At 39.7% G+C, this 14,484-nt stretch carries 15 protein-coding genes; 13 read left to right on the forward strand and 2 right to left on the reverse strand.

Going from position 1 to position 14,484, the window contains the following annotated elements:
* Positions 1–2: 2 nt before the first annotated feature.
* From sufD to BKO01S_RS23990, 11 genes are all read left to right on the forward strand, one after another.
* A complete protein-coding gene (gene sufD, locus BKO01S_RS14640; RefSeq protein WP_066055405.1) occupies positions 3–1,313 on the forward strand; it encodes a Fe-S cluster assembly protein SufD in 1,311 nt (436 codons plus the stop codon).
* On the forward strand, positions 1,313–2,542 hold the full coding sequence (locus tag BKO01S_RS14645; protein WP_066055409.1) for a cysteine desulfurase: 1,230 nt from the start codon (positions 1,313–1,315) through the stop codon (positions 2,540–2,542). The genes sufD and BKO01S_RS14645 overlap by 1 nt, the downstream gene beginning before the upstream one ends.
* On the forward strand, positions 2,532–2,972 hold the full coding sequence (gene sufU, locus BKO01S_RS14650; protein ID WP_066055412.1) for a Fe-S cluster assembly sulfur transfer protein SufU: 441 nt from the start codon (positions 2,532–2,534) through the stop codon (positions 2,970–2,972). The genes BKO01S_RS14645 and sufU overlap by 11 nt, the downstream gene beginning before the upstream one ends.
* A gap of 44 nt (positions 2,973–3,016) precedes the next feature.
* Positions 3,017–4,414 (forward strand): Fe-S cluster assembly protein SufB, encoded by a 1,398-nt coding sequence (gene sufB / locus BKO01S_RS14655; RefSeq protein WP_066055416.1) that lies wholly within the window; start codon positions 3,017–3,019, stop codon positions 4,412–4,414.
* A gap of 82 nt (positions 4,415–4,496) precedes the next feature.
* Positions 4,497–5,339 carry a DUF72 domain-containing protein gene (locus BKO01S_RS14660; protein WP_066055419.1) on the forward strand — a complete coding sequence of 281 codons (843 nt, stop codon included), beginning with the start codon at positions 4,497–4,499 and terminating at the stop codon, positions 5,337–5,339.
* Positions 5,340–5,363: 24 nt separating this feature from the next.
* On the forward strand, positions 5,364–6,728 hold the full coding sequence (locus tag BKO01S_RS14665) for a bifunctional metallophosphatase/5'-nucleotidase (RefSeq protein ID WP_066055422.1): 1,365 nt from the start codon (positions 5,364–5,366) through the stop codon (positions 6,726–6,728).
* A 71-nt stretch (positions 6,729–6,799) separates the two neighbouring features.
* Positions 6,800–7,102: a YunC family protein gene (locus BKO01S_RS14670; protein ID WP_066055425.1), complete on the forward strand. Its 303-nt coding sequence runs from the start codon at positions 6,800–6,802 to the stop codon at positions 7,100–7,102.
* A 229-nt stretch (positions 7,103–7,331) separates the two neighbouring features.
* A complete protein-coding gene (locus BKO01S_RS14675; protein ID WP_066055428.1) occupies positions 7,332–8,429 on the forward strand; it encodes an HD-GYP domain-containing protein in 1,098 nt (365 codons plus the stop codon).
* Between the two features lie 88 nt (positions 8,430–8,517).
* Positions 8,518–9,258, forward strand: a complete 741-nt coding sequence (gene yunB / locus BKO01S_RS14680) for a sporulation protein YunB (RefSeq protein ID WP_066055431.1) — start codon at positions 8,518–8,520, stop codon at positions 9,256–9,258.
* Positions 9,259–9,591: 333 nt separating this feature from the next.
* Complete coding sequence (locus BKO01S_RS14685) at positions 9,592–11,109, forward strand: sodium-dependent transporter (RefSeq protein ID WP_066055434.1); 1,518 nt, start codon at positions 9,592–9,594, stop codon at positions 11,107–11,109.
* Positions 11,109–11,216 carry a methionine/alanine import family NSS transporter small subunit gene (locus BKO01S_RS23990; protein ID WP_084362092.1) on the forward strand — a complete coding sequence of 36 codons (108 nt, stop codon included), beginning with the start codon at positions 11,109–11,111 and terminating at the stop codon, positions 11,214–11,216. The genes BKO01S_RS14685 and BKO01S_RS23990 overlap by 1 nt, the downstream gene beginning before the upstream one ends.
* Positions 11,217–11,261: 45 nt before the next feature.
* Here BKO01S_RS23990 and BKO01S_RS14690 read toward each other — a convergent pair whose 3' ends face one another.
* On the reverse strand, positions 11,262–12,218 hold the full coding sequence (locus tag BKO01S_RS14690; protein WP_066055576.1) for a M23 family metallopeptidase: 957 nt from the start codon (positions 12,216–12,218) through the stop codon (positions 11,262–11,264).
* A gap of 232 nt (positions 12,219–12,450) precedes the next feature.
* On the opposite strand from BKO01S_RS14690, the gene lipA reads away from it, so the two are divergent.
* Positions 12,451–13,368 (forward strand): lipoyl synthase, encoded by a 918-nt coding sequence (gene lipA, locus BKO01S_RS14695; protein ID WP_066055437.1) that lies wholly within the window; start codon positions 12,451–12,453, stop codon positions 13,366–13,368.
* Positions 13,369–13,411: 43 nt separating this feature from the next.
* Here the strand turns inward: lipA and BKO01S_RS14700 are convergent, their stop codons facing one another.
* The gene (locus BKO01S_RS14700) at positions 13,412–14,068 is read right to left on the reverse strand and encodes a YhcN/YlaJ family sporulation lipoprotein (RefSeq protein ID WP_066055441.1); all 657 of its coding nucleotides are present in this window, start codon (positions 14,066–14,068) and stop codon (positions 13,412–13,414) included.
* A 109-nt stretch (positions 14,069–14,177) separates the two neighbouring features.
* Between BKO01S_RS14700 and BKO01S_RS14705 the strand changes: the two genes are divergently transcribed.
* Entirely contained in the window at positions 14,178–14,477 is a 300-nt protein-coding gene (locus tag BKO01S_RS14705; RefSeq protein ID WP_066055444.1) for a YutD family protein, read from the forward strand.
* Positions 14,478–14,484 lie beyond the last annotated feature (7 nt).

A 14,484-nucleotide genomic window follows, 5' to 3' on the forward strand; every position in this document is an offset into this window, starting at 1 on the left:
AGATGACTACTGAAACCGTATTACCATTCGATAAGGAATATGTGACTTCTTTTTCAAAAGAGATGGGTGAGCCAGCGTGGTTAACCGAACAGCGTGTAAATGCGTTAGCAACGGCTGAAACCCTCCCATTTCCTAAACCTGATAAAACAAATATTACAAAGTGGAACTTTACTCAATTCGATAAGCATATTGTTAAGAGTGAAGACTATGCTTCTCTTGCTGATCTTCCAGAAGAAGTGAAATCTTTGATCGGTACGGAAGAAGGCGAGAAAACACTATACATTCAACGTAATAACCGTCCGACGATTCTTTCCGTTTCAGAAGAACTAAAAAATCAAGGAGTGGTTTTCGTAGATATCTTTACAGCTGCTCGTGAACATGGGGACCTGCTACAAAAGTTCTTCATGAAAGATGCTGTGAAGGTTGATGAGCATAAGCTGACTGCTCTTCATGCTGCATTTATGAACGGTGGAGTATTCTTATATGTTCCTAAAAATGTAGAAGTTTCCACACCGGTTCAAGCGGTATTTATCCACGATGATAAAGAAGCAAACGTATTTAACCATGTTCTTGTAGTGGCTGAAGATAACAGCTCCGTCACATACGTAGAGAACTATATTTCAACTGTAGAAGAAGCTAATTCAATCTTCAACATCGTAACGGAAGTAGTAGCAGGGACAAATGCAACTGTTCAATATGGTGCTGTTGATACGTTAGCAAAAGGTGTAACAACATACGTGAACCGTCGTGGAGTAACGGGACGAGACGCACGTATTGAGTGGGCACTTGGGTTAATGAATGATGGAAACACCGTTTCTGATAATGTAACGAATCTTGTTGGTGATGGTTCAGTTGGCGACATGAAAATGGTAACAGTTGGACGTGGGGAGCAAACGCAAAACTTCACTACAAGTGTTGTTCACTGGGGTAAGCACACAGATGGTCAAATTCTAAAGCACGGTGTGACAAAGGATAGTGCAACTTCTATCTTTAACGGAATTGGAAAAATCGAATACGGTGCAACCAAGTCAAATGCGGAGCAAGAATCACGCGTATTGATGCTAAGTGAAAAAGCACGTGGAGATGCTAACCCAATTCTTCTTATCGATGAAGATGATGTAACAGCAGGCCACGCAGCTTCTGTAGGACGCGTGGATCCACTTCAACTTTATTACCTAATGAGCCGTGGGATTCCTAAAACAGAAGCAGAGCGCCTTGTCATTCATGGCTTCCTAGCTCCTGTTGTAAATGAGCTTCCAATTGAAGGTGTAAAAAAGCAGTTGGTGGAAGTTATCGAAAGGAAAGTTAGATAATGAATATCCAGGATATTCGCAGTCACTTTCCGATTTTGCATCAAGAAGTGAACGGCAAACCATTAGTGTATCTTGATAGCGCAGCAACTTCTCAAAAGCCAATTGCGGTTATCGAAACGTTAGAAAAGTATTATAAGGAATACAACTCTAATGTGCATCGTGGTGTTCATACGCTTGGTACAATGGCAACCGATGCATATGAAGGGGCACGTGAAAAGGTTAGAAGGTTTATCAATGCAAAATCAACAGAAGAGATCATCTTTACTCGTGGAGCAACAACGGCATTAAATTTTGTCGCTCACAGCTATGGTACAGACAATCTTCGTGAAGGTGATGAAATTGTCATCACCTTTATGGAGCACCATGCGAATATTATTCCTTGGCAACAAGTAGCAAAGAAAACAGGAGCTACTCTTAAGTATATTCCCCTTCAAGAAGACGGAACGATTAGCCTAGATGATGTAAGAGCAACGGTTACTTCTAATACCAAAATTGTATCTGTAATGAAGGTGTCAAATGTATTAGGTGTCATGAACCCGATTAAGGAAATTGCGAAAATTGCTCATGAAAATGGTGCTGTGATGGTGGTTGACGGTGCCCAAGCTGCTCCGCACACCAGGATTGATGTTCAGGATCTTGACTGTGACTTCCTTGCTTTTTCTGGACATAAGATGTGTGCCCCAACAGGGATAGGTGTTCTTTATGGAAAGAAGCAGCATTTAGAAAAAATGGAGCCAGTCGAGACTGGTGGAGAAATGATTGACTTTGTAGATTTATATGAATCTACTTGGAAAGAACTCCCTTGGAAGTTTGAAGCAGGTACACCAATTATTGCAGGTGCAATCGGACTTGGAGCTGCCATTGATTTTCTAGAACAAATCGGTTTAGACAATATTGAAGCACATGAGCATAAGTTAGCAGCCTATGCGATGGATAAGTTATCACGTATTGAAGGGATGAAGATTTACGGTCCCCAAGATCCTAGCCTCCGTGCGGGGCTAGTTACATTTAATATTGATGATGTCCATCCGCATGACGTTGCAACGGTGCTAGATGCAGAAGGTATTGCTGTACGTGCTGGCCATCATTGTGCACAGCCACTAATGAAATGGCTAAAGGCTTCTGCAACAGCTCGTGCCAGTTTTTACCTGTATAACACCGAAGAAGAGATTGATAAGCTTGTGGAAGGGCTTGTCAAAACAAAGGAGTATTTTAGCGATGTCTTCTAATCATTTAGATACCCTCTATAGACAGGTTATTATGGATCATTATAAAAACCCACGTAATAAAGGGGTTTTAGAAAACGATAGCCTCACCATCAATATGAATAATCCAACATGTGGAGACCGAATTCAGCTTACACTAAAGCTGGAAGAAGGTGTCGTGAAGGATGCAAAGTTTGAAGGTGAAGGCTGCTCAATCTCTATGTCTTCTGCTTCCATGATGACGCAAGCAGTCAAAGGGAAAAAACTTGAAGAAGCCTTAAAGCTATCGGAAGTGTTTTCTCTCATGATGCAAGGCAAGGAATACGATGATAGTCTAGACTTAGGTGATATAGAAGCGTTACAAGGTGTTTCCAAGTTTCCAGCGCGAATTAAGTGTGCGACATTAGCATGGAAAGCAATGGAGAAGGGCATTAAAGAAGAAGAACAACAATAAAGGGAAGCATAAAAGCATGCTCCTACGAATGGAGGAACACGACAATGGCTAAAAAAGCGCCTGAAATCGGTGATTATAAATATGGTTTTGCCGATAAAGATGTGTCTATCTTCCGCTCGAAGCGTGGTTTAACACGTGAAATCGTGGAAGAAATCTCAAAAATGAAACAAGAGCCACAATGGATGCTCGATTTCCGTTTGAAATCACTTGAGCATTTTTACAATATGCCAATGCCACAATGGGGTGGAGATTTAGCGGCATTAAATTTCGATGAAATTACGTACTACGTAAAGCCATCTGAAAAGACTGAACGTTCTTGGGATGAAGTTCCTGAAGAAATTAAACAAACATTTGATAAGCTTGGAATTCCTGAAGCAGAGCAAAAGTACTTAGCAGGTGTTTCTGCACAGTATGAATCTGAGGTTGTCTATCATAACATGCAGGAAGACCTTGAAAACTTAGGAATCGTGTTCAAGGACACTGACTCTGCTCTTCGCGAAAATGAAGATATTTTCCGTGAGCACTGGGCAAAAGTTATCCCACCAACCGATAACAAATTTTCAGCGTTAAATTCTGCAGTATGGTCAGGTGGATCTTTCATCTATGTACCAAAAGGTGTGAAGGTGGAAACTCCACTTCAAGCATACTTCCGTATCAATTCAGAGAATATGGGTCAGTTCGAGCGTACCTTAATCATTGTTGATGAAGGCGCGCATGTACACTATGTAGAAGGTTGTACAGCACCTGTTTATACAACAAACTCACTTCACAGTGCAGTTGTTGAAATCATCATCAAGAAAGACGCTTACTGCCGTTATACAACGATTCAAAACTGGGCCAACAATGTGTTTAACCTAGTTACAAAGCGTGCGGTTTGTGAAGCAAACGCAACTATGGAATGGATCGATGGAAATATTGGTTCAAAGCTAACAATGAAATACCCAGCAGTTATCCTTAAGGGTGAAGGCGCACGTGGAATGACATTATCAATCGCATTAGCTGGTAAAGGTCAACACCAAGATGCTGGAGCGAAGATGATTCACTTAGCACCTAACACGTCTTCTACCATCGTTTCAAAGTCAATTTCGAAACAAGGTGGAAAAGTAACGTACCGTGGGATCGTTCATTTTGGACGTAAAGCAGACGGTGCTCGTGCGAATATTGAATGTGATACGCTAATCATGGATAACCAATCTACTTCAGACACCATTCCTTACAATGAAATCTTAAACGACAACATCTCATTAGAGCATGAAGCGAAGGTTTCTAAGGTTTCTGAGGAGCAATTGTTCTATCTAATGAGCCGTGGTATTTCTGAAGAGGAAGCAACAGAAATGATCGTAATGGGCTTTATTGAACCGTTCACGAAAGAACTTCCGATGGAGTATGCGGTTGAAATGAACCGTCTAATCAAGTTCGAAATGGAAGGTTCTATCGGTTAATGAATAAGGGAAACGTTCACCTAATAGGTGAACGTTTTTTCATACATATGATATGATGATGACAAAAGGACGGAGGGGTGGAATGATCTATATCGGTGTGACTGGCTGGGGTGACCATGATCGTTTGTATGGTCCACATACCTCACCTAGAAGTAAATTAAAAGACTACGCTGGTTATTTTCCAACGGTAGAAGTCGACTCTTCCTTTTACGCTATTCAGCCCGTAAAAAATGCGCAAAAATGGATTGATGATACCCCGCCTACCTTTCACTTTATTGTTAAGGCATATCAAGGAATGACTGGGCATACGCGAGGAGAGATTCCTTTTGAAAGCAAGGAGCAAATGTTTCAAGCGTTTAAGGATTCTCTTACCCCTTATATAGAAGCGGAGAAATTAGCAATTGTTTTGTTTCAGTTCCCACCATGGTTTGATTGTAAACGGGAGCATGTTGATTATTTGCGTTGGTGTAAGGAGCAGATGGATGATATTCCATGTGCCCTTGAATTCCGTCATCAATCGTGGTTTCGCCCCTCTTTTTATGAGCGAACACTTCAATTTATGAAAGAAGAAAAATGGATTCATAGCATATGTGATGAACCTCAATCAGGAGAGGGGTCTGTTCCTACTGTACTCGAATCACTGGGGAAGGATAAGGTGTTGATTCGCTTTCATGGACGAAATGTACACGGATGGCAAAAGCGTACAGAAAACTGGCGTGAAGTCAGATACTTATATCGGTATAATCAGAATGAACTGCTACAATGGGTAGACCATATAAAAAAGCTAGAAAAAGAAACAAAACAGCTTTATATCGTATTTAATAATAATTCTGGTGGGGATGCTGCTGAAAACGCGCTTGAGTTGATAAACATGCTTGGAATTGAGTATGAAAACTTAGCACCTCGTCAGCTAGGTTTGTTTTAGCATTATTGTGAGGGGAGAAGCGGTATGACCTTAGAAGACATTCATATTTATCACACGAATGACCTACATAGTCATTTTGAGCACTGGGCTAGAATCCGCTCCTTTTTGCAGAGAAGGAGAGACCTACATCAAAGCGAAAACGAAGATGTTCTCCTTTTTGACATTGGGGATCATATGGATCGATGGCATCCACTAACGGATGCTACACGGGGAAAGCGGAACATAGATTTATTAAATAAGGCGGGCTATACGGCCGTGACCATTGGAAATAATGAAGGAATTACTCTCTCGTATGAAGACTTAGATGCTCTTTACCAAAAGAGAAAGTTCGATGTTATTGTAGCGAATTTTTTTACGGATAAGGGTAGCCGCCCTTCTTGGGTGAAACCATATCATATTTATGAACTGAAAAATAAAGCACGCGTTGCTGTTATTGGTTTGACTGCGTATTTTTCACGTTTTTATGGGCAGCTAGGTTGGGAATTATCAGAACCGATGGCAGAATTAAAAAGGCAGTTGGCACAAGTACGAGATAAAGCAGATATAATCATTCTCCTCTCGCATTTAGGCATACATGATGACGAATTTATTGCTGAACATTTTCCTGAAATTGATGTGATTTTAGGGGCACACACACATCACGTGTTTCATGAAGGCAAGGAAATAAATGGAGTGATGCTTGGTGCGGCAGGAAAGTATGGCATGTTTGTTGGTCATATCACTCTAACAATAGATAACGAGACGCTTCATGTGATGAAGAAGCGAGCAATTGTTTACGATTCAAATGAGCTTCCTTATGTTGAAAATGAAAAGGAAGAGGAGGGTCTTCTCTATGAGGAAGGGAAGACCTTGCTTGTTACCGAGGTTGCTAGGATTGAAGAACCCTACCGTTCTAAGGCAGTGTTAGCCCGACTCTTGTGTGAAACCCTTCGCAGCTGGTGTAAGGTTGATAGTGCCTTCTTAAATGAGGGATTACTATTACATGATTTACCAAGTGAAACGGTTACAGAATTCGATCTCTTAACCGTATGTCCCCATCCGATTAATCCTACGGTAGTTGACCTTTCAGGTGCTGAATATCAAGAGGTCATCAGACTCGCTTTAGATGAAAAGTGGGAAAATATGATGATAAAGGGGTTTGGATTTCGTGGCACATTCATGGGGAAGATGATTTTTGAAGGTGTTAAAGCGGAGCGTGGGAATAAGGGGCTTTCTTTTTTAATAAATGGAAAGCCAATTGATAGAGAAGCACGTTATCAAGTAGCTATACCAGACATGTTTACTTTCGGCCAGCTATTTCCTGAGATTAGAAGAGCCGAACATAAAGTTTTCTACTTCCCTGAGTTTATGCGTGATTTATTACGCTGGAAGCTCCAAAACTTGCAATAGCTAGGCAAATGCAACTCACATTTTTTCTTCCAATTACATACGTTGTTAAGGAAGAAAGGAGAGTGTAGCAAGTGATTGAGCTTTCACCTATAGAAATAAATGGACATACATTTTTAAGTGTGTCAGTAAAACTTCCAAAAACGAATCTGCTCGTTGTGAGCAATGATAAAGGATACATCATGTGTGGTGCTCTTGATGTGGCACTTCTCAATGAAAAGCTTAAGGATAGAAAAGTCATTGCCGGTAGAGCGGTTGGCGTTAAAACAATTGAGCAACTTTTAGAGGCACCTTTAGAATCCGTTACGTATGAAGCGGAACGCCTAGGGATTACAAAGGGAATGCTTGGAAAAGATGCCATGTTAAAAATGATATAAAAAGGCGCAGAATATGCGCCTTTTTTACTTTTTATTGGAAATAATGGTAAAGGAGAAATGGTTTGTCCTTATTTATATGAAAATCTAGTCATTTGGCCTATTTATTTTTATAATTAGGTACTAAAGTATGTTGAAATTAAGTCGATAATAGAGTTATCGTAGAAGATAAAGTAGGAATTTGTCAGGAATTGTTGAATAATCTCAGTCGGACTAATACAGGAGAACTATAATGAGACTAGTAGCTACCGCTAATGTAGAATCTGGAACAATACTCGGAAAAACGGTTAGAAACGATAAAGGACAGATTTTACTGAGCGAGGGAGTAGAGTTAAACGAAAAAATGCTTAAGCGGTTACTACTGCTTGGTATTACGTACATATATATAAAAGATTCTCTAACAGAAGGGATTGAGTATATCGAGGTTCTGCCGGATTCGATTCGAAGAGAGGCGGTTCAGACGATTGAAACGACCTTCCAGGAGCTTCAAAATGACAGCAAATTTAATACCACATTTGTTATTGAGAAAGCGTCTAAAAGATTTAAAAATCTGATTCGACAGCTATTATTTGAGCTGAAAAATAACGAAAATTTGCTTACCATGTTAGCGGACGTCTATACATATGATAACTATATCTTTACTCACTCCTTACACGTGACGATGTATTCCCTTGCGATTGGAATCAAGTTAAAGCTTGCTCCGAAAGAACTTGAAATATTAGGAATGGGAGCCATTCTTCACGATGTAGGAAAGGTGAAAGTACCGAGTGATATTCTTCAGAAGCCGGGAAAACTTACTGACCAAGAATACGAAGAGATAAAAAAACACCCTGAAGAAGGATTTCAGATGCTTCGAAATGTTCCAGCCATGTCACTGATGGTGGCCCACTGTGCGTATCAGCACCATGAACGGCTAAATGGAAGTGGATATCCACGTGGGATTGAAGGTAATGATATTCATCAGCTGGCAAAAATCATTGCTGTTGCTGATGTGTTTGATGCGGTTACCTCCAATCGTGTGTATAGGGATGCCATGCTTCCACATCATGGGCTAGACATTTTGTTTGCTGGATCAGGAACTCTTTTTGATCCTAAAATTGTAGAGGCATTTCGTAAAGGAGTAGCTATTTATCCTGTTGGTATTACTGTGATTCTAGATGATGGGCGTAAAGGAGTTGTATCCAAGCAAAATATGGGAGTCAGCGATCGGCCAATCATACGGATCATTGAAGAAGATGGAAAAAGCATTGAACCATACGAGCTAGACTTAAGTAAAAGCTTAACTTCAATGATTGTTGAATGCGATACAACTTTTCCAAAAAAACCTTAACCAGTCCAGTTAGGATAAAAAAATTCATATTTTTGCGCTAGTTCCCCCCTTTACAGCATACATATAGCTTGTAAAGGGGGGATTTGTCTTGCGTAAATTTCGCGGTCGTCTGCCGCGGAGAGGTCCATTGCCGTTCAGATATGTTTTTTTACTTACCTTTGTATTTTTCATCTTTTCAACAGCAGCTGGTCTATGGATAATTAATGAAGGGCTAAAGCCCACACTTGTTAGCTATGCAAACTCACAAACTCGAAAAATTGCTTCACTCGTTATAAATAATGCAGTCAGTAAAAAAATAACGAATGTGATGGATATTAAATTTGAAGAAACTGGAAATGGAGATGTGGTCTTTCTAAACGCGGAACATCTAAACCGTGTAAAAGCAGAAGTGACTGAATTGGTACAAGACAACATCAAAAAAGCCGAAAAGGGAGATCTTACAGAACTCGAGTCCTTCACCGATATTGAAATCAATACGGATAAAAAGGAAAATGGTATTGTTTATTATGTTCCGTTAGGTCAAGCTACCAATAATGCCCTTTTAGGAAACTTAGGACCAAAGATACCAATAAAATTCAATTCTATTGGGTCCGTTACCTCTACCTTTAAGACAATAAAAGAGGAGTTGGGTATCAATAATACTTGGGTGGAAATTCATGTTCAAGTCGAAGTAAAGGTGCAAATCATCATTCCATTTGCTACGGAAATTATTACCGTTAAAGAGGATGTACCTGTTGCAACCGGTCTAATAAAGGGAGAAGTTCCACAGTTTTATAACGGTGGTGGCGGAGACTCTGGTGCATCAATTGAGCTACCTGTAGATAACTAACCATTAAGTGAAAAAGTCAGAGGATATCTGTATTCTTCTGACTTTTTTCTAAATAAAAGTAGGAGAAAGGGGTGTAGGAAATGGTTAGGATGAGGGGATATAAGTATGTGAGAATAATATTCTGAAATGTTAGTTTTTTCATTTTTTGACGACTTCTCTTATATAGAAAGTTTTAAACTAAATTATTATTCTGAAAATAATGTTTTGACAGATGGACAAAAACTAGCTATACTAACTTTAGATTAAATTAAATAATCAGAAAATATAAAAAGTTCCAATTATTTTCTAAAATAAGGAAAAAAGGTTGGGACGCAGTAGGAGGTCATTTTTACTATGGATAATCGTCCACAATGGGGGACTCGTGCAGGTTTTATCATGGCAGCAGTTGGATCAGCTGTTGGATTAGGAAATATCTGGCGTTTTCCCGCAGTAGCTTATGAAAATGGAGGAGGAGCATTCTTTTTACCGTACTTATTTGCTATTTTAACTGCTGGTATCCCGCTTCTCGTTCTAGAGTTTACACTAGGCCATAAATATCGTGGTTCAGCACCATTAACTTTCGCTCGTTTAAACAAAAAAACAGAATGGCTTGGCTGGTGGCAGGTTGCGATTTCATTTGTTATCTCAACATATTATGCTGTCATTATCGCTTGGGCAATGTCATTTGCTTACTTCTCGTTTGGAGAGAAATGGGGCAAGGATCCAGGAGCTTTCTTATTCGGAGACTATTTAAAGCTTGCTGAGGCACCTGGTCAGGTTGGAAGCATTGTTCCTAGCGTATTTATCCCATTAGTACTAGTTTGGATTATCGCACTTGGTGTTCTTTTCAAAGGTGTTAAAAAGGGTATCGAAGCAGCGAACAAGATTTTTATTCCAGCACTTGTTATTTTATTCCTAGTAATAGTTGTTCGCGCTGTAACACTTGATGGAGCTGCTCAAGGTTTGGATGCATTCTTTAAGCCGAACTGGAGCTTGATCGCAGAGCCTAAGGTTTGGGTAGCGGCATACGGTCAAATCTTCTTCAGCTTATCAATTGGTTTTGCGATTATGATTACTTATTCAAGTTATCTACCAAAGAAGACAGACTTAACGAATAATGCCTTTATCACTGCTTTTGCTAACTCTGGTTTTGAGTTGTTAGCAGGTATTGGAGTATTTGCTGCATTAGGTTTTATGGCTGCTCAGCAAGGTGTTGCTGTTAGTGAAGTAGTTGCAGGTGGAGTAGGGTTAGCATTCGTTGTTTTCCCACAAATCATTAGTGAATTCCCTGCATTTAACGGTTTATTAGGCTCAATTTTCTTCTTATGCTTAGTATTAGCTGGCTTAACTTCATTAATTTCAATCATTGAAACATATGTAGCTGGTATTCAAGACAAATTTAAAGTATCACGTAACAAGGCAGTAGCGATTGGCGGAGGAATCTCGGCGGTCATTTCCATTCTATTTGCTACTCAAGGTGGATTATACTTCCTTGATGCTGCTGACTACTTCATCAACCAATTTGGTATTGTTGTTGCTGGATTTGCGGAAGTAGTAATAGTAGCATGGGTATTACGTGAAATGAAGGTTCTTCAACAGCATGCTAATAGCATGTCAGATATGCTTTTAGGTGCATGGTGGAAAGTTTGCTTAGGTGTTATTACACCAGTTGTTTTAGGATATATGATGATTCAAAACTTTATCAACAACATAAAAGATAACTACGAAGGATATCCAACTAGCTTCCTATTATATACAGGCTGGGGAGTAGCGTTAGCTGCGATTGTAGTTGGATTTGTATTCGCTGCTTTCAAGTGGCAAAAAGGTGCTTTAGATTTACCTTCAACCGATAGCAAGGGGGTTTCAAAATAATGTCAACAAGTGCAATTGTTATGATGGTTATTGGAATGGTTATCCTTTGGGGTGGATTTGCAGCAAGTGTGGCAAATGCTTATGCAAAAGGCAAAAAAGCTAACTAATATTTAGAAAGAGGACTAACGGTTTGATGGCCGCTAGTCCTCTTTTTATTTTCGTCGAGCACGTTCTTGACGTTCCCAAAGCTTTAAATGTGGGAAAGGGTCATAGCTCCATTCTGTATATCCGTTATCACGATACATTCCATAATGAAGATGTGGAGGGAATTTCCCTGATGTTCCAGGAGGACCATAACCAGAACTTCCTACACCACCTATGACCATTCCAGGTTCAACAATTTGTCCTACCTGTAGGTCCTTACTAAAGCCGCTTAAATGGGCGAAATAATGATAGTTATTGTTGATATCTCGTATACCAATTCTCCAGCCACCAAAGCGGTTCCAGCCTTTCATCTCAACAATGCCATAAGAGGTTGCACGAACAGGGACACCATGGTGTGCAAATATATCTGTTCCTTCATGCATTCGTCTGCCGCCCCAGCCACGAGCGTCTCCCCATGTGTTTCGGTAGCTATAATCGGATCTTAGAGGAACGGGGAAGGCATGAGTATCAAGATCCAATCGACCGTATTTTTTATAAATATCGGATTTTCCAACAATAATACCTACCGTTTTGTCCCGCTTATAATAATTCCAAAGACCAATTTTAATATTATCATGGTCCGTACCATAAGATAGTAGGTAATTTGCAAAAGCAAAAAGAACATCTTCATCGTCCTTCATGCTTGCCTTTCCATCACCGTTCCCGTCAATTCCAAATCCGTTAAAGAACTTAATTGACATTGGATTCTCATCTTCAAGATTTGGATTAAGAGGACCAACCCATTCCTCCGGTTTGTAGTAAATTCCAGTAAAACCTTCTGCCTTTGGTAGGTCTCGTCGGGACTGCCTAAGACTTCTTTCAAATTGGTCTACAGCAGCCATATAGTACCACGGAATCTGGGTAGCTGCTTCCACTTCTTTATAAAGCTCGAGTCGCTTTGCATAAATGGTTTGTTGATCCGTTTCAGCTTGTACATATCGAACAGAAGGTAATAATAGCATCATAACAAGAAAAATAAAGATTCCTTTTAGCAGTTTCCGCACGATGATCCTCCTTCAAAAGAATTAACATGCTTTAGTTTGTCTTAAAACATTTAAAACAATATATATCAATTACTGGTAATAGTAGGTCTCTTGCTTGTCGTATAATCTTCATTATGTTAAAGTGATTCAGGAGTAGTCTGAAATAGCTACATAGTGTAAAAAAACACTTATCATATAAGGATGGTGTGGGTAGATGAGTAAAAAACAAGAATATGTACGTAAACCCGAGTGGTTGAAAATTAAATTAAACACGAACGAAAATTATACAGGCTTAAAAAAGATGATGAGAGAGAAAAAGCTTCATACCGTTTGTGAAGAAGCAAAATGCCCAAATATTCATGAATGTTGGGCTGTTAGGCGTACAGCAACATTTATGATATTAGGAGATATTTGTACTCGTGCATGCCGTTTCTGTGCGGTTAAAACGGGTCTTCCAACAGAACTTGATCTTCAAGAGCCAGAACGTGTGGCTGATTCAGTTGTATTAATGAATCTAAAGCATGTGGTTGTTACTGCTGTTGCACGTGACGATTTAAAAGACGGCGGTGCTGCAGTGTTTGCTGAAACAGTACGTGCCATCCGTAGAAAAAGTCCGTTCACTAGCATTGAAGTACTGCCATCCGATATGGGTGGGGTAGAAGAAAACCTTCGTATGCTCATGGATGCTCGCCCAGATATTATGAATCATAATATTGAAACGGTAAGACGTTTATCCGATCGTGTCAGAGCACGTGCCAAATATGATCGTTCTCTAGAGTTTTTAAGAAAAGCAAAAGAAATGCAACCGGATATTCCTACAAAGTCTTCCATCATGATCGGTCTTGGTGAAACAATGGAAGATTTAGTTGAAGCGATGGATGATCTAAGAGCAAACAACGTAGATATATTAACAATTGGGCAGTACTTACAACCGTCTAAAAAGCACCTTCCAGTTGAAAAATACTATCGTCCAGAAGAGTTTGCTGAATTAAAAGAAATTGCCTTAAGCAAAGGCTTTAGCCACTGTGAAGCTGGGCCACTTGTCCGTTCTTCCTACCATGCTGATGAGCAGGTAAATGCAGCAGCTAAGCATAAGCAATTATTAGGCGAAAAAGAAGCTAAGGAAGCTTAATATGAGTAAAAGAGGCATTACGAAGTTCGTAAGCCTCTTTTACTTATTGGTTAGTTTTCGTCATATGTTCGCTAATATCATCTTTATCCATATCCTCGTTTAGCTCTCCTTGAGCCTCACCATTTGCATTTTCACCTGTGCTCATCTTTTTTCCTTGAGGAGAAGCTAACATTTGCTTAATAAGCTGATTGATTCCCGTTTCGGTATTTGGGCTATTAGGCCCAAGGTTTGCAAAGTTCTCTACATTTGGACGAAGTGCTTCATTATCGCTTACATATACATGGTACCATCTTGGAACAACGGACATGGCCATTCGCTTTACTTGGTCGGCTGTTAAATTTCGATCACTTGAATCAGTGTTGTACACAATCAGGACTTCCTCATCTGTTACTAAGGTAGAAATATCGTCTACATTAGGGACGTCTGTACAATATTCACCAATAATATCTGCCACTTTTTCGCGATCAATAGCAGCATAGTGGTTTTTGGACTGGGTACGAGCCATTTCATCCTTTTTGTGTCTGACATATCCGAAGTCTTCTGAACCATCCTTGTCTCGATTGTAAATGTCACCGGTTGGATCATTGACACTTAGAGCGTTGCTTCTTTCGTTCTGAACATCATCACGTCCTAAGTTATTTTGACAGGCGGTTAGTGTCGTCATTGCACAAATTCCAAGGATTATCATTGAGTTTTTCAAGATTTACACCCCCTCTTTTATAGAATGACCACGGGAATTCTTTTTTCCTCTTAGTAATTCATGGAGAATCAGTTATAATTTAAAATAGATGAGTTAGTGAGGTGGGCAAATGATCTGTATCGGCAATATTTGTTACGAAGTAGTGGAAGAAAGATCAAATGGATTTAATGAGGATGCCTTTAAGGCTCGTTACAGCGATATATTAACGAAATATGATTATATCGTGGGTGATTGGGGGTACGGTCAACTACGTCTACGAGGGTTCTTTGAGGATTCGAATCATAAAGCAACATTTGACACGAAGATCAGTACATTAACAGAATATCTGTACGAGTACTGTAACTTTGGGTGTCCATACTTTGTAGCTAAGCGTGTAAAAAATACCAATACGATAAAAAATGACGTGTAGCAATACA

The sequence above is a fragment of the Robertmurraya korlensis NBRC 107688 genome (assembly GCF_001591645.1).
Lineage (GTDB): Bacteria > Bacillota > Bacilli > Bacillales > Cytobacillaceae > Robertmurraya_A.